Source organism: Tabrizicola sp. YIM 78059, assembly GCF_004959785.1.
Taxonomy (GTDB): Bacteria; Pseudomonadota; Alphaproteobacteria; order Rhodobacterales; family Rhodobacteraceae; genus Tabrizicola; species Tabrizicola caldifontis.
Map to the genome: position 1 here is coordinate 42,714 of NZ_SJZH01000003.1, position 21,406 is coordinate 64,119.

At 65.7% G+C, this 21,406-nt stretch carries 22 protein-coding genes; 11 read left to right on the forward strand and 11 right to left on the reverse strand.

The genetic code is table 11. The features are described 5' to 3' along the window. The first annotated feature begins 71 nt into the window (after positions 1-71). On the forward strand, positions 72-1,373 hold the full coding sequence (gene hisD, locus EZM81_RS04860; RefSeq protein WP_136644993.1) for a histidinol dehydrogenase: 1,302 nt from the start codon (positions 72-74) through the stop codon (positions 1,371-1,373). On the opposite strand, the gene EZM81_RS04865 is transcribed toward hisD, so the two are convergent. After that, entirely contained in the window at positions 1,374-1,865 is a 492-nt protein-coding gene (locus EZM81_RS04865; protein WP_135448968.1) for a thermonuclease family protein, read from the reverse strand. A gap of 168 nt (positions 1,866-2,033) precedes the next feature. Between EZM81_RS04865 and EZM81_RS04870 the strand changes: the two genes are divergently transcribed. Both EZM81_RS04870 and EZM81_RS04875 read left to right on the forward strand, forming a co-directional pair. After that, entirely contained in the window at positions 2,034-2,510 is a 477-nt protein-coding gene (locus tag EZM81_RS04870; RefSeq protein ID WP_135448967.1) for a UPF0262 family protein, read from the forward strand. Continuing rightward, entirely contained in the window at positions 2,489-2,971 is a 483-nt protein-coding gene (locus EZM81_RS04875) for a low molecular weight phosphatase family protein (RefSeq protein ID WP_135448966.1), read from the forward strand. The genes EZM81_RS04870 and EZM81_RS04875 overlap by 22 nt, the downstream gene beginning before the upstream one ends. 58 nt (positions 2,972-3,029) lie before the next feature. Here the strand turns inward: EZM81_RS04875 and proS are convergent, their stop codons facing one another. Then, the gene (gene proS, locus EZM81_RS04880; protein ID WP_135448965.1) at positions 3,030-4,370 is read right to left on the reverse strand and encodes a proline--tRNA ligase; all 1,341 of its coding nucleotides are present in this window, start codon (positions 4,368-4,370) and stop codon (positions 3,030-3,032) included. 166 nt (positions 4,371-4,536) lie between these two features. On the opposite strand from proS, the gene EZM81_RS04885 reads away from it, so the two are divergent. Continuing rightward, entirely contained in the window at positions 4,537-4,962 is a 426-nt protein-coding gene (locus tag EZM81_RS04885; RefSeq protein WP_136644994.1) for a hemolysin III family protein, read from the forward strand. Between the two features lie 353 nt (positions 4,963-5,315). Here EZM81_RS04885 and EZM81_RS04890 read toward each other — a convergent pair whose 3' ends face one another. The 3 genes from EZM81_RS04890 to EZM81_RS04900 are packed head-to-tail and all read right to left on the reverse strand — an operon-like array spanning position 5,316 to position 7,691. Further along, on the reverse strand, positions 5,316-5,720 hold the full coding sequence (locus EZM81_RS04890) for a c-type cytochrome (RefSeq protein ID WP_136644995.1): 405 nt from the start codon (positions 5,718-5,720) through the stop codon (positions 5,316-5,318). Between the two features lie 14 nt (positions 5,721-5,734). After that, the gene (locus EZM81_RS04895) at positions 5,735-6,412 is read right to left on the reverse strand and encodes an ABC transporter ATP-binding protein (RefSeq protein ID WP_136644996.1); all 678 of its coding nucleotides are present in this window, start codon (positions 6,410-6,412) and stop codon (positions 5,735-5,737) included. Beyond that, positions 6,405-7,691, reverse strand: a complete 1,287-nt coding sequence (locus EZM81_RS04900; protein ID WP_135448961.1) for a lipoprotein-releasing ABC transporter permease subunit — start codon at positions 7,689-7,691, stop codon at positions 6,405-6,407. Before EZM81_RS04900 ends, EZM81_RS04895 begins: the two co-directional genes overlap by 8 nt. A 278-nt stretch (positions 7,692-7,969) precedes the next feature. Here EZM81_RS04900 and EZM81_RS04905 point away from each other — a divergent pair, with 278 nt between their 5' ends. The 7 genes from EZM81_RS04905 to EZM81_RS04935 all read left to right on the forward strand — a co-directional run bounded on the left by EZM81_RS04905 (position 7,970) and on the right by EZM81_RS04935 (position 13,484). Beyond that, a complete protein-coding gene (locus EZM81_RS04905; protein WP_135448960.1) occupies positions 7,970-8,152 on the forward strand; it encodes a hypothetical protein in 183 nt (60 codons plus the stop codon). Positions 8,153-8,304: 152 nt separating this feature from the next. Then, positions 8,305-8,751 (forward strand): hypothetical protein, encoded by a 447-nt coding sequence (locus EZM81_RS04910; protein WP_136644997.1) that lies wholly within the window; start codon positions 8,305-8,307, stop codon positions 8,749-8,751. Between the two features lies 1 nt (position 8,752). Next, positions 8,753-8,974 (forward strand): helix-turn-helix transcriptional regulator, encoded by a 222-nt coding sequence (locus EZM81_RS04915; RefSeq protein WP_135448958.1) that lies wholly within the window; start codon positions 8,753-8,755, stop codon positions 8,972-8,974. 84 nt (positions 8,975-9,058) lie between these two features. Beyond that, on the forward strand, positions 9,059-10,060 hold the full coding sequence (locus tag EZM81_RS04920; protein ID WP_169052310.1) for an NAD(P)-dependent alcohol dehydrogenase: 1,002 nt from the start codon (positions 9,059-9,061) through the stop codon (positions 10,058-10,060). A gap of 61 nt (positions 10,061-10,121) precedes the next feature. Next, positions 10,122-11,843, forward strand: a complete 1,722-nt coding sequence (locus tag EZM81_RS04925; RefSeq protein WP_169052311.1) for a DUF4153 domain-containing protein — start codon at positions 10,122-10,124, stop codon at positions 11,841-11,843. Positions 11,844-11,905: 62 nt separating this feature from the next. Next, entirely contained in the window at positions 11,906-12,481 is a 576-nt protein-coding gene (locus EZM81_RS04930) for a heme NO-binding domain-containing protein (RefSeq protein WP_136645000.1), read from the forward strand. A gap of 13 nt (positions 12,482-12,494) precedes the next feature. Beyond that, positions 12,495-13,484 carry a GGDEF domain-containing protein gene (locus EZM81_RS04935; protein ID WP_136645001.1) on the forward strand — a complete coding sequence of 330 codons (990 nt, stop codon included), beginning with the start codon at positions 12,495-12,497 and terminating at the stop codon, positions 13,482-13,484. Positions 13,485-13,493: 9 nt separating this feature from the next. Here the strand turns inward: EZM81_RS04935 and EZM81_RS04940 are convergent, their stop codons facing one another. The 6 genes from EZM81_RS04940 to EZM81_RS04965 all read right to left on the reverse strand — a co-directional run bounded on the left by EZM81_RS04940 (position 13,494) and on the right by EZM81_RS04965 (position 21,373). Then, positions 13,494-14,534 carry an ABC transporter ATP-binding protein gene (locus EZM81_RS04940; RefSeq protein WP_136645002.1) on the reverse strand — a complete coding sequence of 347 codons (1,041 nt, stop codon included), beginning with the start codon at positions 14,532-14,534 and terminating at the stop codon, positions 13,494-13,496. Then, complete coding sequence (locus tag EZM81_RS04945; RefSeq protein ID WP_136645003.1) at positions 14,531-15,331, reverse strand: ABC transporter permease; 801 nt, start codon at positions 15,329-15,331, stop codon at positions 14,531-14,533. The genes EZM81_RS04940 and EZM81_RS04945 overlap by 4 nt, the downstream gene beginning before the upstream one ends. After that, on the reverse strand, positions 15,321-16,187 hold the full coding sequence (locus tag EZM81_RS04950) for an ABC transporter permease subunit (RefSeq protein ID WP_248298136.1): 867 nt from the start codon (positions 16,185-16,187) through the stop codon (positions 15,321-15,323). The genes EZM81_RS04945 and EZM81_RS04950 overlap by 11 nt, the downstream gene beginning before the upstream one ends. A gap of 135 nt (positions 16,188-16,322) precedes the next feature. Continuing rightward, on the reverse strand, positions 16,323-17,537 hold the full coding sequence (locus tag EZM81_RS04955; RefSeq protein ID WP_136645004.1) for an ABC transporter substrate-binding protein: 1,215 nt from the start codon (positions 17,535-17,537) through the stop codon (positions 16,323-16,325). Positions 17,538-17,722: 185 nt separating this feature from the next. Next, on the reverse strand, positions 17,723-19,678 hold the full coding sequence (gene parE, locus EZM81_RS04960; RefSeq protein WP_136645005.1) for a DNA topoisomerase IV subunit B: 1,956 nt from the start codon (positions 19,676-19,678) through the stop codon (positions 17,723-17,725). Between the two features lie 486 nt (positions 19,679-20,164). After that, positions 20,165-21,373: an FAD-binding oxidoreductase gene (locus EZM81_RS04965; RefSeq protein WP_135448949.1), complete on the reverse strand. Its 1,209-nt coding sequence runs from the start codon at positions 21,371-21,373 to the stop codon at positions 20,165-20,167. Positions 21,374-21,406 lie beyond the last annotated feature (33 nt).

A 21,406-nucleotide genomic window follows, 5' to 3' on the forward strand; every position in this document is an offset into this window, starting at 1 on the left:
TTTTCGCGCTTCGACTTGAGGGGACGGGCCCCACGCGCTATCTGGGGCGCGAATTGCGAAAGGTGCTGCCCATGCCCGTCTTCCTGAACACCGCCGATCCGGGCTTCGAGGCCGCCTTTGCCGCCCTGCTGGGCCAGAAGCGGGAAGAGGCCGAGGATGTGGATCAGTCAGTGGCCACGATCATCGCCGATGTACGCGCCCGCGGCGATGCTGCGGTGATCGAACTGACCGCGCGGTTCGACCGGCTGAACCTGACGCCAGACACGCTGGCCTTTTCGCGGGACGAAATCATGGCGGAAGTGGCAAAGGTCAGCCCCGAGGACCGGGCGGCGCTGGAACTGGCGGCGGATCGCATCCGCGCCTACCACGACAGGCAGAGGCCTGCGGATGCAAGCTGGACGGATGCCGCAGGCGCGACGCTTGGCTGGCGCTGGACGCCGGTTTCCGCAGCGGGGCTCTATGTTCCGGGCGGGCTGGCCTCTTACCCCTCCAGCGTCCTGATGAATGCAATCCCTGCCAAGCTTGCAGGGGTTGAGCGGCTGGTCGTAGCCTGCCCGACCCCGGCGGGCGTGGTGAACCCGCTGGTGCTTCTGGCAGCCGATCTTGCCGGAGTTGACGCCATCTATCGGATCGGCGGGGCGCAGGCGATTGCGGCCCTGGCATACGGCACGGAAACCATTGCCCCGGTCGACAAGATCACCGGACCGGGCAATGCCTATGTGGCCGCGGCCAAGCGCCGGGTCTTCGGCCGCGTGGGCATCGACATGATCGCCGGGCCGTCCGAGATCCTGGTGATCGCCGACGGGGACAACGACCCTGACTGGATCGCGCTGGACCTGCTGAGCCAGGCCGAACACGATGAAAGCGCTCAGTCGATCCTGATAACCATCGATGCCGGTTTCGGCCAGGCCGTCGCGCAGGCGGTAGCGAAGCGGCTGGAAACACTGGATCGGCGGGCGACCGCCGGGGCAAGCTGGGCCAGCCACGGCGCGGTGATCGTGGCGCGAGACCTGGATGAAGCAGCCGCGCTGTCGAACCGCGTCGCGCCCGAGCACCTGGAATTGTGCGTCGCCGATCCCGACGCCCTTGCCCACAAGATCACGCATGCCGGCGCGATCTTTCTGGGGGCCTACACGCCCGAGGCCATCGGCGATTATGTCGGTGGCCCGAACCATGTGTTGCCCACGGCGCGATCGGCGCGGTTTTCCAGCGGTCTCTCGGTGCTGGATTTCATGAAGCGCACGACGCTGGCCAGAATGACGCCCGAGGCGCTGAAAGCCATCGGCCCTGCCGCAGAACGGCTGGCGATCAGCGAGGGCCTTCAGGCGCACGGCCTAAGTGTGCGGGCACGGCTGGACAGGTTGAATGGATAGTCATTCGCTGACGGGTTCGGTGCCGGTCGGGCACCAGACGAAGGCCGATTGACGGGGATCCCATTCGACGGCAAGCCCGCGATCCATCAGCTCTTTCCCCAGTGGCAGCCAGCGGTCGGTTCTCCAGCGGCGAATGTCGGCTACCACGCGCCCTGCGAAGGCGTCATAGCTGACATCGCGCAGCTGCACCGCGGTCCCCGGCGGGTAGAGGCGCTCGGCCTGCTGGCGGGCGACCTCGGCAAGTTCGGCCTCCTCGCGGCAGGCCGGCCGGTAAAGTTCCGGCGCATCGATGCCCCGCACACGGACGCGGTATTCCGCGCGAAGCCCGGGCCAGAGAGCAACGATGACCTCAAGCGTATCGCCGTCGATAACCTGGACGACTTCCGCATCGTAGGGGCCAGGAAAGATGGTCTGGTGGCTGGTGACATCGACCTGGGCCGGGGCCTGTTCGGCCCGGATGACAAGAAGTAGCGCGGCGACAATCCTGCGCATCGGCCGATCCCTTCGGTGCTGGACAATGGTCCCCCGCATTCGGGGTCGCATATGACCGGTGATCGTTCATCGCTGCGAACCGGTCAAGCCGGCGCCCTGCCCACGGTCGTCGCTTGACCCCCGGGCCACAGGTCGGGCATCACGGGCAGAACCACGGGGATGCTGCCGATGAACCGCCTTTGCCAGATCGAGATCGACGAACGGGGCCTTGCCCGGCCCACGCCGGAAATCGAACAGGAACGCCGCGTGGCGATCTTCGACCTGCTGGAGGAAAACAGCTTCGCGCTTCCGCCACGTCCCGACCGCGAGACGCCGGAAGGGCCCTTCCGGCTGCACCTTGCCATCCGCGACGGGCGTCTTGTCTTTGACATCGCGACCGAAGAGGGGCTGAAGGCAGCCGAGTTCCACCTGTCGCTCGGCCCCTTCCGGCAGGTGGTGAAGGACTATTTCCAGATCTGCGAGTCCTACTTCGACGCGGTAAAGCGCCTGCCACCCAGCCAGATCGAGGCGATCGACATGGCGCGGCGCGGCATCCACAACGAGGGCGCCGCGATTCTGCAGGAGCGCCTTCAGGGCAAGGCCGAGGTCGATACCGACACAGCGCGACGGCTGTTCACCTTGATATGTGTGCTGCACTGGGGCTGATCTTGGGCGACTTCCCGCAATCGGTGCTGTTCTGCTGTGACCACAACGCCGTCCGTTCGCCCATGGCGGAAGGACTGATGAAGAAGCTGTACGGCCAGCGCGCTTATGTTCAGTCGGCCGGCGTCAAGAATGACATGGAGATCGACGGCTTTTCCATCGCGGTATGCCAAGAGCTGGGAATCGAACTCAGCCGCCACAGATCCCGCAGTTTCGAGGAAATGCAGGAATGGGGCGATGACCTGTCGCAGTTCGACCTGATCGTTGCCCTCAGCCCGGCCAGCCAGCGCATGGCGCTGGAACTGACGCGGTATCATCATCTTGAAATCGAATACTGGCCGATCCTGGACCCCACCGGTCTGGGAGAGACGCGCGAGGCAAAGCTTGCCGCCTACCGCCAGGCGCGCGACCAGATCAAGGCGCGGATGCTGGAACGATTCGGTCCGCCGTCAGAGGGCCAGTGATCGAAACTGGAGAAGGCCGCCGCAGGCCGGATGCAGCGGCGCGGCGGCCATTTGCCTGTCAGGCGTGGTCGGCAAAGATCTGCGCGATGCGGTCAACTGCAGCCTCGGGGCTCATCTCCTCGCTTTCGCCGGTGCGGCGGGACGTCAGTTCGACAACCCCCTTCTCCAGCCCACGCGGCCCCACGGTGATCCGCCAGGGAAGGCCAATCAGATCCATTGTGGCGAATTTCGCCCCGGCACGTTCGTCGCGGTCGTCATAAAGCGGCTCGAGCCCCCGCGCGAGCAGCGCCTTTTCCAGTCCCGCGCAGGCGGCATCGGCGACCGTGTCGCCCTGTTTCAGATTGACGATCCCCACCGGGAAGGGGGTCACGCCCTCGGGCCAGATGATACCCCTGTCGTCATGGCTGGCCTCGATGATCGCGCCCAGAAGGCGGCTGACGCCGATCCCGTGCGACCCCATGTGCACCGGAACCCGTTCGCCGGCGGCGTTGGTGACATAGGCCCCCATCGGTTCGGAATACTTGGTCGAGAAGTAGAAGATCTGCCCAACCTCAATGCCCCGTCCGACCTTGCGGTGCGCTTCGGGAACCTGGGCAAAGGCCGCCTCGTCGTGCGTTTCATCGGTGCGGGCGTAAAGGGTCGTGAACTCTGCGCAGACCTTCGCGACCTGTTCGCGGTCGTCATAGTCGATGTCGCGATTGCCAAGCTTAAGCGCGGTCACGCGGTCGTCGTAGAACACCTCGCTTTCGCCGGTCTGGGCAAGCACCAGGAATTCATGCGTGTTGTCCCCGCCGATCGGCCCCGATGCCGCACGCATCGGGATCGCGGTCAGCCCCATGCGTTCGTAGGTGCGCAGGTAGCTGACCATGTGGCGGTTGTAGGCGTGCAGGGCCGCTTCCTTGTCCACGTCGAAGTTGTAGCCGTCCTTCATCAGGAACTCGCGCCCGCGCATGACACCGAAGCGCGGCCGCATCTCGTCGCGGAACTTCCACTGGATATGGTAAAGCGTCAGCGGCAGATCCTTGTAGCTGGTGACGTGGGACCGGAAGATGTCGGTGATCATCTCCTCGTTCGTGGGGCCGTAAAGCATCTCGCGGTCCTGCCGGTCGCGGATGCGCAGCATTTCCTGCCCATAGTCGTCATAGCGCCCGGACTCGCGCCACAGGTCGGCCGGTTGCAGCGTGGGCATCAGCAGCGGGATGTGCCCGGCGCGGATCTGTTCCTGATGAACGATCTCCTCGATCCTGCGCAGGGCGCGATAGCCCAGCGGCAGCCAGGAATAGATGCCGGCCGCCTGCTGCTTGATCATGCCCGCGCGCAGCATGTAGCGGTGGCTGACGATCTGCGCCTCGGCGGGGTTTTCCTTCAGGACGGGCAGGAAGTAGCGGGACAGACGCATTTGGGCCTCGCAGGATGTCGGTTGCCGGCTTCCTAGCGGCTTGGGGCGCGCGGGGCAAGGCGGGCAGCAAGGCACTGGGCGACGTGGCGTCACAATCGACGAACGCGCCTGACCCCGGGCACAGGGATATCATGGCTGGTGCAAGCTTTCCCGCGCGCCCAGGACCATGACCCATTCCCGCCTGTGGAAGCGTCCGTCATCGCTGAACGAGGTTCTGGCCGACGGAATCGTGCATGCGTTTGCGCTGCTGGCCGGGCTGATCGCCTCTCCGCTGCTTCTGGGCCATGCGATGCAGAATGCCGGGATCGGCACCTTTGCGGCGCTGGCGGTCCATGCGGCGCGGTTCTTCCTGATGTGGGGCGTTTCTCTGGCCTACAACACGACGCCGCCCGGTGCCCTGAAGTGGCTGCTGCGCCGCTTCGACCATTCGATGATCTACGTGATGATCGCGGGCACTTATCCTGCTTTCATCCCGAATCTGGATAGCGGTGCGTGGGCCTGGGGTCTGGGCATTGTGGTCCGGGCCGGCGCGTCACTGGCTATCACCGTGAAGGTGGCACTGACCGGAGATACGACCGGCTGTCGATTCTGATCTATCTGATGCTGGGCTGGGTCGGCGTGATCGCGATCGGCCCGGTGTCGGCGGCGCTGCCGTCGGTCTCGCTGTGGTTGCTGGCTGGAGGCAGGCTGACCTATGTGGCAGCGTACCCTTATACCTGCTGGAGAGGCTGCGCTTTCAGACAGCCATCCGGCATGGTTTCGTGGGCTTGGCCGCAGGCCTGCATTTCGCGGCCGCCGACTTGGCATTGGCCTGGGCACCCGGGCTTCCCCCAGGCATGAATCGGCAAGCAGACAAGGCCTGGCGGAAAGCCTACCGCCGACCAGCACCTCATGCACCAGCCTGGCCGGCCCTGCCGCCGTCGGAACGGACGTGTCTTCGGCCGCCTATTCCTGAAGCATCTTCACATATTCCGCGATCTGGACCAGACGCACGGGTGTGGGCGTCTGTATGCCGTCACCGCCATCATAGGGAACCACATCGCCCTGCAGAAGCGGACCGAACTCCGGCATGGGCGAGCCGCTGGCCTTGCCCGGTGCAACCCCGGTATAGCCCCAGATCTTTGCCATGACCCGGGTGCCGGGGAATGCTCCGCCATTTGCGGCGGCAAGGCGGGTCAGATCTGCCGGACGCTTCGCCAGCCCCTCGGCCGCAGGACCGTCACCCCTGCCGCCCGGCCCATGACAGGCGGCACAGAAGGTCGCGTAGTCCTCGGCCCCGGACGGGATCTTGCGTTCGACGCAAGCCGCCAGCGCCAACATCATCGGCACCACCATCCAATGCGACCGCATGACCATTCCTCCCGTCATTCAATCCTGCCGCCCGCCAACCGAACGACCCGGTCCATCCTCGCGGCAAGTTCGAGGTTGTGCGTCGCGATCAGGGCCGAAAGGCCCGTTGCCCGCACCAGATCCATCAGCACCGCGAAGACCTGATCCGAAGTTGCCGGGTCCAGATTGCCTGTGGGTTCGTCGGCAAGCAACAGCTTCGGCGCATTGGCCAGCGCCCGGCAGAAGGCCACGCGCTGCTGCTCGCCCCCCGACAGGGCCGCCGGCCGGTGATCGGCCCTTGCGCCGACGCCGACCCTGCCCAGAAGATCGCGGGCCCGCGCTGCTGCCGCTGCCTTGGGCACGCCGTTCGCAAGCTGCGGGATCATCACGTTTTCCAGCGCACTGAACTCTGGCAGAAGGTGGTGGAACTGGTAGATGAAGCCCACTTCGGCCCGCCGCGCCTCGGTGCGGGCCCGGTCCGAAAGCCCCCCCATCTCGCGCCCGTCCAGACGGATCGTGCCCGTATCCGGCACATCCAGAAGCCCTGCGATGTGCAGAAGCGTCGATTTTCCCGCACCCGAAGGCGCCACCAGCGCCACGACCTCGCCTTTCGCCACCGTCAGGTCGGCGCCGCGCAGCACGATAACCTCGGACGGCTTGCCGCGGTTGTAGCCCTTTTCGATTCCGCGCAGGTCCAGCATCACCTCACTCATACCGCAGCGCCTCGACCGGGTTCATGCGCGCCGCACGACGGGCGGGCAACAGCGTGACGACAAAGGACAGGCCCAGCGACAGCGCCACGGCGGAAAGCACATCGTTCAGCTGCAGCCTGGCCGGCAGAGAATAGATGCCGCGGATCGAGGGATCCCAGACTTCCGCCCCGTTCAGCCAGTTCAGGAAGGACATGATCTGGTCGATGTTCAGCGCCGTCACGCAGCCCAGGATCACGCCTGCCAGCGTGCCGATCACCCCGGTAAAGGCCCCGCAGATGAAGAATACCCGCAGGACCGAGCCTTCCGTCAGCCCCACGGTGCGCAGGATGCCGATGTCGCGGCCCTTGTTCTTGACCAGCATGATCAGCCCGCTGACGATGTTCATCGTGGCGATCAGCACCAGTACGGACAGGATGACGAACATCACGTTGTCCTCGATGTCCAGCGCGCGCAGGAAGGCGCCCGAACTGTCCTTCCAGGTCCACAACAGTGCCGAAGGCCCGGCCGCGTTCAGGATCGGCAGACTGTAGCTTTCGATCGCATCGGGGTTTTGCACCATCACCTCGATCTCGTCGGCCATGCCTTCCTTGTTGAAGAAGCTCTGCGCCTCGATGAAGGGCATGTAGATGCGCGTCGTGTCGATGTCGTAGCGTCCGGCGGTGAAGATGTAGACCACCTCATAGGCGTTGACCCGCGGCGTGGTGCCCATCGCCGTCCTCACCCCCGTGGGAGAAATCAGCCGCACCCGGTCACCGACCGTCACCCCCAGTTCCCGCGCGATACCGGAGCCCAGCGCAATGCCTTCGGGAAAGCGCGCCAGATCGCCCAATGCCTGCGACCCTGCCCCGATCCGGGGAATGGCGGCGAAATCCTCGGGCGAGATGCCATAAACCTCGGCCCCGGTGGTATCTTCGCCGTCGGAAACCATCAGCTTGCCACGGATCAGCGGCGCGGCGCGGGTGACGCCCGGCACCTGCCGGATCGCGGCGGCCATGGCCTCGGGTTCGGTGAAGCCGCGCACGAACCGGCCGTTCTCGCCGATCTCGCCCGCCGAATAGACTGTCACATGGGCATTGGCCCCCAGGATCGTATCGACAAACTCGGCCCGAAAGCCCGCGCGCACCGCCAGCGTCAGGATCAGGGCAAAGACCGCCAGGGTGATGCCGATCAGGCTGATCCAGGTCATCACGCTGACCCCGCCCTCGGCACGGCGCGCCCGCAGATAACGCCAGGCGATCATGAATTCGAAGCCCGAGAAGGGTGCCGTCCGGTTTGCCATCTGCCCTTGCCCCTTTTCGGGCCTTCATTGCGGCGCGCAACCTGCGGGACGGGGGCCGAAAGGTCAAGGCACAGCTGCGTCAGCCCGGGGCCGAGGGTATCGGAAGGCGGGCATGGTCCTTCCCGGTCAAGGACTTGGATAAACCCGCCCGGGTCGGACGGCCCGACCCCAATCACAGTCACGACGGACATATGCGTCTGACATCGGCCATCCTTGGCCTGCCCCCCGCAACCCTGCTGGCCGGCTGAACCAGCGAGGAACCCTGCATCGAGCAAATCGTGCAGAACAAGACCCAAGAGCTTGTGGGCCGGATGATGGAAATTGTCTTGACGCAGCCCGAGAGGATCGAGGCGCTTCAGCTGAAGATGCAGGAAATCGGCGGGCGTGCACAAGGCCCGGGCAACGACCTGAAGGCCCGCCGCAAGGCGCTTGGCCAGATGCTGGCCGAACTGGCGAAGTGACGGTCGCACCTGGGGCGGGCCCCATCAGCCCGGCATTCGCCGCACAGGGGGGCAATCGGAAAAGGAAGGTCATGTTTCCCTTACATCAGGTAAAGAATCTTTGACCCGAAGTCTGCCCTGCCATACCCAGGCGCAAGTGCAGGAGACTGAACATGTCCTACGGTGAACGCGAAGCGCTTTCCGGGTTGATCACCAGCCTGATCGTGATCGGCCTGTTCCTGTCGCAGCTCGCCCGTCAGCAGGCGGCGGGTGTCTTCGACGGGCCGGACGGGCTGATGCTGTGGGCGCGATCGGTCCTGATCCTGATCGGCTGGTCGATCGGCATTGCCATCGCGGTAACCATCCTGTCCGCCATCCTGCACGGCCTTCTGACCGGCGAGAAAGCCGACCACCGCCGCGACGAGCGCGACCGTGACATCGACCGTCGTGCGCTGACGTGGGCGTGGTATCTTCTGTCCTTCGGCCTGCTCGGCATCATCATCGGCCTTGCCATCGGTGACAGCGCCTTCAAGGCCATGAACATGCTCCTTGCGCTGTGCCTCTTCTCCGAAACATTCCGGGACGCGGCCAAGCTGGTGCTCTACCGTCGTGGGGTCTGACATGGCCCGCCCAGCCGGACACGTCGAGAACCGCATACGCCGCCTGCGCTTTGATGCCGGCGAGATGACGCAGAAGGATCTTGCCGACCGCGTGGGCGTGACCCGGCAGACCATCCTTGCGATCGAGAACGGCAAGTATTCCCCGACGCTAGAACTTGCCTTCCGCATCGCCCGCGTTTTCGACGTGCCGCTGGATCAGGTCTTCAGCTATCGCGACGACTGAAGGCTTTGTCCGTACGTATGCGCGCAGGCACAGCTGCTGGGCATGCCGCAAAACCCGCTTCCGGCCCCAAGATTCGGACACGACATGCAAGTTGCCTGCTACACGGCCTACGGACCGCCCGAAACCATCGCATTCATCGAAGCGCCCGTCCCTGTTCCCGGGCCCGGCGAAGTGCTGGTGCGGGTCCGCGCCGCGCCGGTCACGGCAGGCGACGCGCGGCTGCGATCGGGCAAGGTTCCGCGCGGGCTTGGTCTTCTGCTGCGCATGGTGATCGGCCTGCGCCGGCCGCGCGTCGCGCCCGGCTGGGCATTCTCGGGCGAGGTGGCGGCGCTTGGCCGCGAGGCAGGGGATTGGGCGGTCGGACAGCAGGTCTTCGGACTGACCGGTTTCAAGGGCGGTGCGCATCGCGAGTTCCTGAAGATCCCGTCAGGCGGCTGCCTGCTGCCCCTGCCCGAAAGCCTCGGCGCCGAAGAGGGCGCAGCCTTCTTCTTCGGCGGGCTGACTGCGGCCGAATTCCTGATCGACCGCGCCCAGCTGGCACCCGGCGAGCGCCTTCTGGTCTGCGGCGCGACCGGCGCGGTGGGCGGCGCTGCCGTCCAGATCGGCCGGCACCTGGGTGCCAGCGTTGCTGCCACCGCCTCGCCCGGCAACCACGCACTGGCCCGCAAGCTGGGCGCCGATAGTGTCACCGACTACCGCGGCCCGCCACCCGAGGGCCCCTTCGACGTGATCCTCGACGTAATGGGCGCCCTTGGATGGGCCGGCGCCGGGCCCCTTCTGGCCCCCGAAGGCCGGCTGGTGCTGGTTACTGCCGACCTGTCCGGGATGCTGGGGGCCGCGCTGCGCCCGCGGCGCGACGGGCGGCAAGTGATCACCGGGACCAGCCGCGAAGACCTGCCTGCCATGCGCCGCCTGCTGTCGCTGCACCAGGCTGGCGGTTACCGACCGATCGTCGGACCGGTCCTGCCCTTCACCGACCTGGTGCGGGCCCATGCCCTGGCCGAGGGGTTCCACAAGCCTGGCAATATTGTCGTGGTCATGCCGGAACGCCCGATATCATCCCTGGGGACTTGGCAAGGCTCATGAAATCCTGACTATGGCGGGCGAACGGCGGCACGAACAACGCCGGAAAGCCGGGAGGGCAGAAATGACCGCGCAACTGATGGAGCGCTGGTGGCTGGCAGCTTTCGGCGCCGCCGGAGGGGCCGCGGTCTGGGCCGTCGTGGACGCGGCCGAGCGTGGCGCACTTGGCGACCGCCCGGCACTGATCCTGCTGGCCCTGCTGGCAACCTTTCTGGCCGCGACCCTTGCGATGGCCGGGCCGATCGGCCTGTGGCGCGCCTTGCCACGTGCGCTTGGCCATGCGCTGGTTACCGCGGCCCTGGTCTGGCTTGGCGGTCTTCGGTTCGACACCGGGCTTCCGGGATCGCCGATCTCGATCCTTGCAGTGGTGACAGTGGCCACCCTGCCCGTTCCCTTCATGATCGGCGCTGCGCGCAACGGCTGGCGCGATTACCCGTGCCTTTTCCTTGAAGCCTGGTCCGTCGTCGTGCGCTTTGCCGCGGCCCTTACGTTTACCGGTCTGGTCTGGCTGGTGATCTATCTGTCGGATCAGGTTCTGCAGATTGTCGGAATCCGCGCGATTGCCGACCTTCTGCGCCATTCCGTGGTGCCCATGGTGATCACCGGCGCCGTCCTGGGCCTTGGCATGGCGGTCGTCTACCAGATGGCAGAGCTGCTGTCGCCCTATCTGGTCCTGCGGCTGTTCCGTCTGCTGCTGCCAGTGGTGCTGGCGGTCATTCTGGTCTTTCTGCTTGCGCTGCCGTTTCGGGGTCTGTCCGGCCTTGTCGGCGGACTGTCGCCGGCGCTGCTGCTTCTGGCCCTGGTCGGGGCAGGGATTTCGCTGGTCTCTGTCGCCATCGACCAGACCGATGCCGAGGCCACGCAAAGCCAGCTGCTGCTCCGTGCCACGCAGGCGACTGCGATGCTGCTGCCGTTCCTCTCGGCGCTGGCGGCCTGGGCGGTCTGGCTGCGCGTCGAACAGTATGGCCTGACGCCGGACCGGCTGTTCGTCGCGCTTGTCGCCGGGCTGGGGCTGGCCTATGGGCTGGCCTATGCCGTGGCGGTGCTGCGCGGGCCCGGCTGGATGGAACGCATCCGTCAGACCAACATCCGAATGGCGCTGGTGGTGATCGGGCTTGCGGCATTGTGGCTGACGCCGCTTCTGAATGCCGAGGCCATTTCGGCACGCAATCAGCTGGCCCGCTATGACAGTGGCCGCACTGCGGCCAAGGATCTCGACATAGAGGCCCTTCGCTCCTGGGGACGCCCGGGTGCCGAGGTTCTGGCCGCTCTTGCCGAGCGCGCGCAGGCTCCGGGGCAGGAGGCGCTGGCCGACCGCCTCGCCGGCAGGGCCGAGACAGGCGAAGCGAACCGTGCGTCGCTGGCCACGGTCCTGTCAGGGCTGATGCCTGTCCAGCCCGAGACGGCAACCGGCACGCGCGACATCCTTCTGGCCGCGGCGCAGGACTACCAGCTGCGCGACTGGAAGGCCCAGTGTGAACGCGGCCAGTCAAGCGGCCGACCGGGCTGCCTGATGGCCGTGGCCGACCTGCTGCCGAACCGGCCCGGCGAAGAGGCGATACTGATCCTGGAACGCGGCAGCGACTATCTTGAACTTCAGGGCCTTTACCTGGGCGATGATGGGCTGCTGGTCAGCCGTTCGGTCCTGCGCAGCGATGGCGGCTACATCCCCAGCGAAGAAATTGCCGACCTGCTGGAGGCCTGGCGCATGGCCCCGCCTCCGCTGACCGCAGCCCCGATCAACCAGCTTGGCACCGGCGAAGCCGGGCTGCTGATCATGCCATGACCTGAGGGGCATTCTTAACCATTGCCGCCTACCCTGCGCAGGAAAACGCGGAGGGTTCGGTCATGGATGCGCTGATGCTGCGGTCGCTGCAGGGTTACATCATTGATACGTTCGGCACATCCGTCTGGCAGGCAGTCTGCCGCCGGGCCGCCCTTCCGGGCGAGACTTTCGAACCGATGCTGCGCTATGCTTCCGGCACGGCAGACCGTGTCGCGCGACATGCCGCCGAAGTCCTGGGGCGCCCCGTCGAAACGATATGGGAAGACATGGGAACCTATCTGGTCACCAACCCGGATAATGATGGGGTTCGCCGCCTGCTTCGGTTTGGCGGCATGGGCTTTGTGGATTTCCTGCATTCTCTGGAGGAAATGCCAGGCCGCGCCCGTCTGGCCTTGCCCGATCTCGAGATGCCCGAGGTCGAATTGCGCGAACTTGGCCCCGACCGCTTCGAGATCCGCTGCCGATCCGAACCGGGCGGCATGACCAGCATCCTTGTCGGGATCCTGACCGCCATGGCGGACGATTACGGTGTGCTCTGTCTGATCGAACCCGGGCCGCTCGGGACCATCCAGGTGAAAATCCTGGACTGTGCGCATTCCGCGGCCCGCCGCTTCGATCTTGCCCGACCGGACCACTAGGAGGGAAAAGGCCATGCCCGGACCCGTCTGCCCTTTGCCTGTCGATGGCCTGTCGCGCTTCATGCCGATGTATCTGTTGCTGGATGGCGAGGGAACGATTCTCAGCGTGGGGCCGACGCTGGCCCGCGTGCTGGATGGCATCCCGCCCCCGGGCGCAAGGTTCGAAGATCTATTCGAAGTTCGCTCTCCGGGTGGTGCGGTGACGGTGGCCGAGGTGCTGGACCGCGCCGGACAGCGCTTTCGCCTGATGCCGCGAAACCGGTCGAAGATCGGCCTGCGCGGGGTCGGCATGCGGCTTGACGAGGGCAGGCTGATCCTGCTGAACCTGTCGTTCGGGATCGATCTGATTGCCGCGGTGCGCAAGTTCTCGCTTTCGGACGCCGACTTTGCCGCAACCGACCTGGCCATGGAACTGCTTTACCTTGCCGAGGCGAATGCCGCCGTCACACGCGAACTTCGGGCCCTTAACCTGCGGCTGGAAGGGGCACGCATGGCGGCCGAGGAAGAGGCGCTGACCGATCCGCTGACCGGGCTGCGGAACCGGCGCGCGGCCGATCTGCTTCTGGAACGACTGTGCGCCGCCAAGGCTGGTTTCGGCCTGCTGCACATCGACCTCGACTATTTCAAGAAGGTGAACGATAGCCTTGGTCACGCCGCCGGTGATCACGTTCTGGCAACTGTTTCCCGCATCCTTGCTGACCAGATCCGGGCTGATGATTGCGCGGTGCGGATCGGCGGTGACGAATTCGTTGTGATCATCGTGAACCGGACCGAGGAACGGGTTCTGCGCACGATTGCGGAACGGATCATTGCACGCGTGTCGGACCCGATCGATGCCCAGGGCAGCGAGGTGCGGATCTCGGCCAGCGTGGGCATCGCCCGCTCGGTCGATCTGACGCCCTGCGAGCCAGCCCGCATTCTGGCCGAAGCCGACCGCGCGCTTTATGCGGCAAAGCGTGCCGGCCGTGGCCGGGCGGTTCTGCTTGCCCCGCAAGGCAACTGATAACCGGCGTCAGCCGGCTGCGTCGGGTATTACCCACAGCGCATCGACAGGAAGTGACACCTGGATCGGATCCCCCGGCGCAAAGTGGCGTGCCGTGTCGGGCGCGACCAGCGCCTCCAGCCTCTGCCCGGCAAGCACCATCGTCAGCCGGGTCTGGCTGCCCAGAAACGTTCGTTCCAGCACCTGTCCGACACGTGCATCCGGGCCAGGGCCAAGGCGCAGCGCCTCGGGGCGGATCGTCAGTGTGCCTGGCCCTTCGGAGGCGTCCGACGGCAGCGGCAGGCGACCGAGCGCACATTCGAAGGCACCTTGCACACAACGACCCGGCAGAAAGTTCACCCCGCCGATAAAGCGCGCCACGGCAACCGAGGCCGGGCGCGCGAAGATCTCGTCCGGCTCGGCTTCCTGCGCAAGGCGCCCGTCCAGCAGCAGTGCCACGCGGTCGGCCAGAACAACGGCCTCGCTCTGGTCATGGGTGACGACCAGGGTGGTAATCCCGGTCTCGCGCTGCAGCGCGCGGATCAGGCCGCGCATCTCTTCGCGCAGCGCGGCGTCAAGGTTCGAAAGCGGTTCATCAAGAAGAAGCAGCCTCGGCCTCAGCACAAGGGCGCGGGCGAGCGCACCGCGCTGCTGCTGGCCCCCCGACAGCTGGTGCGGACGGCGCGATCCGAGGCCGGAAAGCTGCACGCGCTCCAACATCGCGCCGACGCGGTCGTGGATCTCGGCCGAGGGCAGGCCGCGCATCCTGAGGCCGAAGCCGACGTTTTCTGCCAGAGTGAGATGCGGGAAGAGCGGCGCATTCTGGAACACCATGACCACCCCGCGCCGTTCGGGTGGCAGGGGCAGCAGCGACCGGTCGTCCAGCCGGATGTCACCCGTGTCAGGGGCCAGAAGGCCCGCGACCATGCGCATCACGGTGGTCTTTCCCGCGCCCGAAGGGCCAAGAAGCGCCGTCACCCCGCCCCGTGGAACGGTCAGCGACAGATCCCGGACCGTCGGGCGCACCGCGCCGGGATAGGTCTTCGTCAGCAAATGAAGCTCAAGGGTCACGGGCCGGCCATCAGTGCAGGATGCCGGCCCGTCACCTGCCGCGCGGTCAGTGCGACGACCAGGACGCCGGGCAGGATGTAGATCAGCGCGATGGCCCCGGTCACGTCGTTGCGGCCGGCAGCGGCAAAGCTGTAGAGCAGGAGCGGCAACGTCTGAACCCGCCCACTGCCGACCGCGAGGGTCAGCAGATACTGCGACCATGAAACGAGGAAGGCGAAAAGGCAGGCGGTCAACAGACCAGGCGCGATGGCCGGCAGGGTGACATGACGCCAGACCTGCCAAGGCGCCGCACCCAGAGAGCGGGCCTGATCCTCGTGTGCGGTGTCGAACCGGGCAAAGACGGCGGCCATGATCAGCACCATGTAGGGCAGCGTGGGGATGAGGTGGGCAAGGATCACCCCACCCGTGCCGCCGGTCAGGCCAAGGCGCAGGAACACGCCATGCAGCCCCGGCGCGATAGCGATGGCCGGTATCAAGGCCGGGGCGATCATCAGCAGCAGGACCAGCCGCTTGCCGCGGAAATCGTGCAGCCCCAGCGCCCGGCCCGCAGGCACCCCGACAAGGGCGGCAAGGGCGGTGGTCGCCAGTGCGATCCAGAAGGTGATCCAAAGGCTTTGCAGAACGCCCGAGGGGGCGGAAAGGGCGTAGTCCCATGCCTTCAGCGACCAGGCGCGCGGCAGCAGGTCGGGGAAACGCCAGCCATGCGCAAGGGACCAGATCGCCAGCGGCACCATCGGCAGGATCAGGGCCAGCGCCAGCAGGGCTGCGCCGATGATCTGCCAGTGATTAGACCGCATCGCGCCCCCCTTTCCGCAACGCCACACGCGCGTAAAGCGCCAGCAGGACGGCACCGATCAGGGCGATGACAATGGCCATGGCATGGGCCTGGGGCCTGGCGGCCAGATCGATTGCGGTGAAGCTGCGCCATGCGGCGACCGGCAGCGCCTCGGGCGCGTGGGCCCCCAGAATCAGAGGTATCTCATAGGCCCCGAAGGCAAAGGCAAAGACAAGAGCCGAGGCAGCGGCAAGCGCGGGCATGAGCAGCGGCAGCAGGACATGGCGAAACACCTGCCAGCGGTTTGCGCCAAGGCTGCGAGCGGCGGCTTCATGCTCGGGCCTGATCGACTGCAGACTGGCCAGCAGGATGAGGCCGATGAAGGGAACCTCTTTCCAGACGTAGGTCAGGATGATGCCGATGGCGAAAGGATCATGGGTGAGCGGCGGAAATTCTGACGGTGCGCCGATCAGGCCGCCGGCGTGGGCAAGGCGGGCAAAGCTGCCGGATTGGGACACAAGATAAAGGATGCCGACGGCGCCGACGACATGCGGGATGGTAAGGTTGATCTGGAAGAGGAACGAGATGATCGCCCGACCAGTGAAGGTCTGACGCAGCAGAAGCGCAGCACCAAGCGCAAAGGTGGACGCAATCAGCGTGGAAGCGGTTGCGATCCACAGCGAAAGGCCCAGCGAGGTCAGAAAACCGGGTGCGGTCAGGACGGCAGCATAGGCGCCAAGATCGGGATCCGTCAGGCCAAGGGCGGGTATGTAGCGGAATGAACGCAGCAGCGAAAGGCCCAGCCCGGTCAGGAAAAGCCCGCCGAGCACCAGAAGCGCGGGCGCCAGCATCAGGGCAAGTCGGGTACGGTCGGTCACACGGGGACTTTCGCTGCGGTGGCTTGAGTTAAGTCACTCCAGCTTGCGCGAAGCGGGACAGACGGACAAGCGGGGCCCGCCATCCATGCACCTCGCGCAGGCCTTGCGACGGGGCGAATACGGCATGAAAAGCAGTCAGTTCCCGACGTTTGCCTTCCAGCCTTCCTCGATGGCTACCAGCCAATCGGCCTGAAGTTCGGGCAAGGCAGCACGGGCCAGCTCCTCGGAAGGGACTACCGACGGGTGGCCCTTGATCGCGGCAAAGCCAGCCTGAACCTCGGGCGTGGTGCGGGTGATCTCGATGGCGGGGGCGGCGCCCCAGACCTCGGTCCTGGCTTTCTCGAGCTGAGCCTCGCCCGACAGCAGCACATTCTGCACGACCATCGCGGCCGCCTTGTTGGGCGAATTGAACGGGATCAGCGTGTAGTTGGTATTGCCTATGGTGCCATCGGTCAGACCGAACGATCGCACCGTATCGGGGTAGATGCCTGCCTGCACCGCAATGCCGAACTGTGCGGAATCGTAATTGAAGGTAAAGGCCACCTCGCCGTTGGCGAACAGTTCGTTCAGCTGAGTGATTGTGGTCGGATAGGTCGCGCCCCCGCGCCAGAGGAAGGGTTCGATCTCGTTCAGGATGGCCCAGGTTCTTGCCGCCACCACATCGAAAGTCGCCTGGTCGAAGGGCCCCAGCAGCGCGTCGGGCCCGCCGGCGGCATGATAGAACACATGCCGCACGAAGACAGAGCCGGTGAAGTCCGGCGGCGCGGGATAGGTGAATCGGCCAGGGTTGGCCTTGATCCAGTCGATCAGCGCGGCCATGTCCTGCGGCGGGTCGGGCAGCGTCGCGCTGTCGTGGGCGAAGGCGAACTGGACGGTGTTCCACGGCACTTCGCAACCATCGACCGGCACGCCGAAATCGTTGGCTATGGCCGGGTTGTCCCAGTTCACCAACGCGTTGTTCGGCAGAAGATCGGTGTAACCGCAGAAGGCCAGGTCGGCCTGTTTCATCGACCGGAAGTTCTCGCCGTTGATCCAGATCAGATCGACGCTGCCGGAATCCGTGATCCCAGCCTCCTTTTCGGTCAGGACAAGGTTCACGACCTCGGCCGCATCGGTGATCGGCACGCGGTTCAGCGTGATGTCATGGTCGCGCTTCAGCACAGCTGCGACGTAATCGCTGACATAGGCATTGATGTTGTCGGCGCCCCCCCACATGAACCAGTTGACCGTGCCACCGCGCGCCTGTTCGACGATTTCGTCCCAGGTCATCGCCTTCAGCGCCTCGCCATCGGCGGTATCGGCAGCGGCGGCGGTGGTCAGAAGCAGAAAGACGACAAGGCTGCGAAGCATGACAGGATCCCGGTTACATGGCGTGGCCTTTTCAAGCCGAAAAATGCGGCCCCTGCCAGTCACATGCGCATGTGCCGGCTGAAATGGCCCGGATGATGCGACCACCGCGCGACGACATCGATGTGCGGGGGCGGGTCCGCAAGGGCGAAGAAAGAAGAGCTGTCACATAATCCGCGCAAGTCGGATCACACATCCAGCTCCTCCACGAACCTCGCGTTCTCCTGGATGTACTGGAACCGCAGCTCGGGCTTCTTGCCCATCAGCCGCTCCACCAGATCATTCGTATCTCCCGGCTCGTCCTCGTCGATCGACACCCGGATCAGCTTGCGCGTCGCGGGGTTCATCGTGGTCTCCTTCAGGTCCTTGGCGTCCATCTCTCCCAGGCCCTTGAAGCGCTGCACGTCGATCTTGCCCTTGCCGCCCAGTCCCTTCGCAAGCCAGGCCTCCTTCTCGGCATCGTCGGCGACATAGACCCGCCGCGCCCCCTGCGTCAGCCGGTAGAGCGGCGGGCAGGCGAGGTAGAGATGGCCCTTGTCGATCAGGGGGCGCATCTGGGTGAAGAAGAAGGTCATCAGGAGCGAGGCGATATGCGCGCCGTCCACGTCGGCGTCGGTCATGATGATGATCTTCTCATAGCGCAGGTCGTCGAGGCGGAACTTCGACCCCATGCCGGTCCCCAGCGCCTCGCAGATGTCGCGGATCTCGGCGTTCTCGGTCAGCTTGGCGGAGGCGGCGCCGAGGACGTTCAGCACCTTGCCGCGCAGGGGCAGGAGCGCCTGGAAATTGCGGTCGCGCGCGCCCTTGGCGGAACCGCCCGCGCTGTCGCCTTCAACGATGAACAGCTCGGTCCCCTCGCGCGACTTGGCAGAGCAGTCGGTGAGTTTGCCGGGGAGCCGCAGCTTCTTGGTCGCGGTCTTGCGGGCGGTTTCCTTTTCCTCGCGCCGCCGCAGGCGTTCCTCGGCGCGCAGGACGAGGAAGTCGAGGATCGCGCCGGCCGATTTCGGGTCGGCGGCAAGCCAGGTGTCGAAATGGTCGCGGACGGCGTTTTCGACCCATTTCGCGGCTTCCTCGGTGGACAGCCGGTCCTTGGTCTGGCCGACGAAGCTGGGTTCGCGGATGAAGATGGACAGAAGCGCGCAGCCACCGGTCAGCAGGTCCTCGCGGGTGATCTGGTCGGCCTTGCGGTTCTTCACCCGCTCGCCATAGGCGCGGATGCCCTTCAGGATTGCGGCCCAGAAGCCGGTCTCGTGCGTGCCGCCTTCCGGCGTGGGGACGGTGTTGCAGTAGCTGTGCAGCCAGCCGTCCTGCCCCGGCGTCCAGTTGATCGCCCATTCGACCGAACCGGGGACGCCGTATTTCTCCTCGAAGCTGACGCGGCCGGCAAAGGGGCGTTCGGAGTAGGTGGTGACCTTGCGGAGCGAGTCGTTCAGGAAGTCGGCCAGGCCGCCGGGAAAGTGGAAAGTGGCCTCCATCGGCGTGTCGCCGTCAGGTATGGCCGATTTCCAGCGGATTTCCACGCCCGAAAAGAGATAGGCCTTGGACCGCGTCATCTTGTAGAGGCGGGCGGGTTTCAGCGTCTGGTGGCCGAAGATTTCCGGGTCTGGGTGGAAGGTGACCCAGGTGCCGCGGCGGTTCGGGGTGGGGCCAAGCTTCCGCACCGGACCTTGGGGGATTCCGCGCGAGAAGCTTTGTTCGTAAAGTTCCTTGTTGCGGGCGACCTGAACGACCATGCGGTCCGAGAGCGCGTTGACCACCGAGGAGCCGACGCCGTTCAGGCCTCCGCTGGTGGAATAGGCCTTGTTCGAGAACTTGCCCCCGGCGTGCAGCGTGCAGAGGATGACCTCGAGTGCGGACTTGTCGGGGAATTTGGGGTGGGGGTCCACGGGGATACCGCGGCCGTTGTCGCGCACGGTGACCGAGCCGTCGTCATGCAGTTCGACCTCGATGCGGGTCGCATGGCCGGCCACGGCCTCGTCCATCGCGTTGTCGAGAATTTCGGCGACCATATGATGAAGCGCCCGTTCGTCGGTGCCGCCGATATACATGCCGGGTCGCTTGCGGACCGGTTCCAGCCCTTCCAGCACCTCGATCGAGGAGGCGTCATAGGTCGCGGCGGCCTGGGAGAGGAGGTCGTTCGGCATCTAGGTTATCCTGCTAAGGCGTCAGGCATTAGATCACCCATGGGGGGACAGGCGCAAGATGTGGGGGCTGAAACCGCCGCGCCTGTGGCCCAGGGATCATCCGTCGAACCGGCGCCCGCCATCTGGGCCAGATCGTGGACCTTTGCCTGAAGAAGGACGGGTCGGGCCTTCAGGTCTTCAAGGCGGCCAACAACGAGAATGCAGTGCTGCAACCGAATATGGAACTGCTGGCGCGCCTCTTCCTCAACGTTCGGCTGTCGCGCCAGGTGGGCCAACGCGCGGGGCTTCTGTCCAACCGGAAGATCCGCAAGGCTCCCGGATTGCGGAAGAACAATGCCCGCGGAATTCCCTGCCCTGAACCCGCCCTCACCGAGGGGCGCCACGCCAGGCCGGAAGTTCTGCCCCTCGCCTTGGCCGCGCCGACAAGCAGACAGAGCCAAAGGATGCCGCTTCGTCGGTCCGGGCCAATTGCACGGAACCCACCCCTCAGATCACCGCAGCTTCGACGACGCCGCGGCCCTCGGCGACCCGGTCGTAGTGGAAGGGTGACAGGTCCAGGCTGCGGTAGGCGCCATGAATGATCCATTCCGCCGTGCCGCGCCCCATGGCCGGGGCCTGTTGCAGCCCATGGCCTGAAAAGCCGTTCAGGAACAGGAAGTTCGTGATTTCAGGGTGCGGACCGGTCACCGCATTCTGGTCAAGCGTGTTGAAATCGTACTGTCCGGCCCATTCGCTGATCACCTTCACCGCCTCGAATGCAGGGATGCGCGTGGCGATGGCGGGCCAGATCTTTTCCAGCCAGAGGTCGGGGTCCATCGTGAAATCGTCCGGGTCGGCCTCTGGGTCGTGGTCGGCGTGGCCGCCGGCCATGTAGGTGCCGCCGCCGACCTCGCGCACGAAGGCGCCGGTAGGGTCGATGGTCAGGGGCAGCGGTCGGTCCAGCGGGGTTTCCGCCTGGATCACCCAGTTGTAGCGCTTGCGCGGTTCGATGGGCAGGCGGATGCCGGCCATCGCCGCCACGCGCCCCCCGCGCGTGCCAGCGGCGTTCACGATCAGGCCGCAGCCGATGCGTCCGCCAGAGGCAAGACGGACCCCCGTCACCCGGCCCTGCCCCACGTCAAGACCCGTGACCTCGTCGGCCAGATATTCCACCCCGGCTTCGCGCGCCTTGCGGCGGAACCAGTCGAAGACGGTGTAGCCGTCGAAATAGCCCTCGTCCCGCGTGTTCAGGCTGCCAAGGATAAGGTCGTCCACCCGGCAGAAGGGGAATTCGGCCGCGATCTGGTCGGGGGTCAGCAGCCGCGTGCCTGCCCCGGCTGCGGCCTGCACCGCCTGATTGGCGCGCAACGTGGCAGCGAATTCGGGGGTGTCCGCCAGGTAGAGATAGCCAAAGTTCTGGATCTTCAACTCAGGCACGCGCTCATCGCCGCCCATCTGCTGGCGCAGCGACTGCACGAATTCCGCCCCGAACTGCGAGATGCGGATGTTCAGCTCGGTCGAGAACTGCTGGCGGATGCAGGAGAAGCTCAGCGCAGTGGCGGCCTTCTGATAGGTCGGATCACGTTCGACAACAAGAATGCGCCCCCCAAAGCCCAGGCGTGTCAGCCACCAGGCGGCAGACGAACCCATGATCGCCCCGCCGACGATGACGACATCGTAGTGCCCATGTTTGGGTTGCGCTGCATCACCCGGCATCCCGGCCCCCCTCCTGCACCGTGCTTGTCCGCG

What these genes read in the sequence shown, in the direction of transcription:
- EZM81_RS04915 (WP_135448958.1), top strand. Translation starts at nt 8,753, where the DNA reads ATGGCCCGCCCAGCCGGACACGTCGAGAACCGCATACGCCGCCTGCGC.
- EZM81_RS04945 (WP_136645003.1), bottom strand. Translation starts at nt 15,331, where the DNA reads ATGCGGTCTAATCACTGGCAGATCATCGGCGCAGCCCTGCTGGCGCTG.
- EZM81_RS04870 (WP_135448967.1), top strand. Translation starts at nt 2,034, where the DNA reads ATGAACCGCCTTTGCCAGATCGAGATCGACGAACGGGGCCTTGCCCGG.
- EZM81_RS04930 (WP_136645000.1), top strand. Translation starts at nt 11,906, where the DNA reads ATGGATGCGCTGATGCTGCGGTCGCTGCAGGGTTACATCATTGATACG.
- proS (WP_135448965.1), bottom strand. Translation starts at nt 4,370, where the DNA reads ATGCGTCTGTCCCGCTACTTCCTGCCCGTCCTGAAGGAAAACCCCGCC.
- EZM81_RS04935 (WP_136645001.1), top strand. Translation starts at nt 12,495, where the DNA reads ATGCCCGGACCCGTCTGCCCTTTGCCTGTCGATGGCCTGTCGCGCTTC.
- hisD (WP_136644993.1), top strand. Translation starts at nt 72, where the DNA reads ATGCCCGTCTTCCTGAACACCGCCGATCCGGGCTTCGAGGCCGCCTTT.
- EZM81_RS04925 (WP_169052311.1), top strand. Translation starts at nt 10,122, where the DNA reads ATGACCGCGCAACTGATGGAGCGCTGGTGGCTGGCAGCTTTCGGCGCC.
- EZM81_RS04875 (WP_135448966.1), top strand. Translation starts at nt 2,489, where the DNA reads ATGTGTGCTGCACTGGGGCTGATCTTGGGCGACTTCCCGCAATCGGTG.
- EZM81_RS04890 (WP_136644995.1), bottom strand. Translation starts at nt 5,720, where the DNA reads ATGCGGTCGCATTGGATGGTGGTGCCGATGATGTTGGCGCTGGCGGCT.
- EZM81_RS04910 (WP_136644997.1), top strand. Translation starts at nt 8,305, where the DNA reads ATGTCCTACGGTGAACGCGAAGCGCTTTCCGGGTTGATCACCAGCCTG.
- EZM81_RS04895 (WP_136644996.1), bottom strand. Translation starts at nt 6,412, where the DNA reads ATGAGTGAGGTGATGCTGGACCTGCGCGGAATCGAAAAGGGCTACAAC.
- EZM81_RS04865 (WP_135448968.1), bottom strand. Translation starts at nt 1,865, where the DNA reads ATGCGCAGGATTGTCGCCGCGCTACTTCTTGTCATCCGGGCCGAACAG.
- parE (WP_136645005.1), bottom strand. Translation starts at nt 19,678, where the DNA reads ATGCCGAACGACCTCCTCTCCCAGGCCGCCGCGACCTATGACGCCTCC.
- EZM81_RS04965 (WP_135448949.1), bottom strand. Translation starts at nt 21,373, where the DNA reads ATGCCGGGTGATGCAGCGCAACCCAAACATGGGCACTACGATGTCGTC.
- EZM81_RS04955 (WP_136645004.1), bottom strand. Translation starts at nt 17,537, where the DNA reads ATGCTTCGCAGCCTTGTCGTCTTTCTGCTTCTGACCACCGCCGCCGCT.
- EZM81_RS04900 (WP_135448961.1), bottom strand. Translation starts at nt 7,691, where the DNA reads ATGGCAAACCGGACGGCACCCTTCTCGGGCTTCGAATTCATGATCGCC.
- EZM81_RS04920 (WP_169052310.1), top strand. Translation starts at nt 9,059, where the DNA reads ATGCAAGTTGCCTGCTACACGGCCTACGGACCGCCCGAAACCATCGCA.
- EZM81_RS04885 (WP_136644994.1), top strand. Translation starts at nt 4,537, where the DNA reads ATGACCCATTCCCGCCTGTGGAAGCGTCCGTCATCGCTGAACGAGGTT.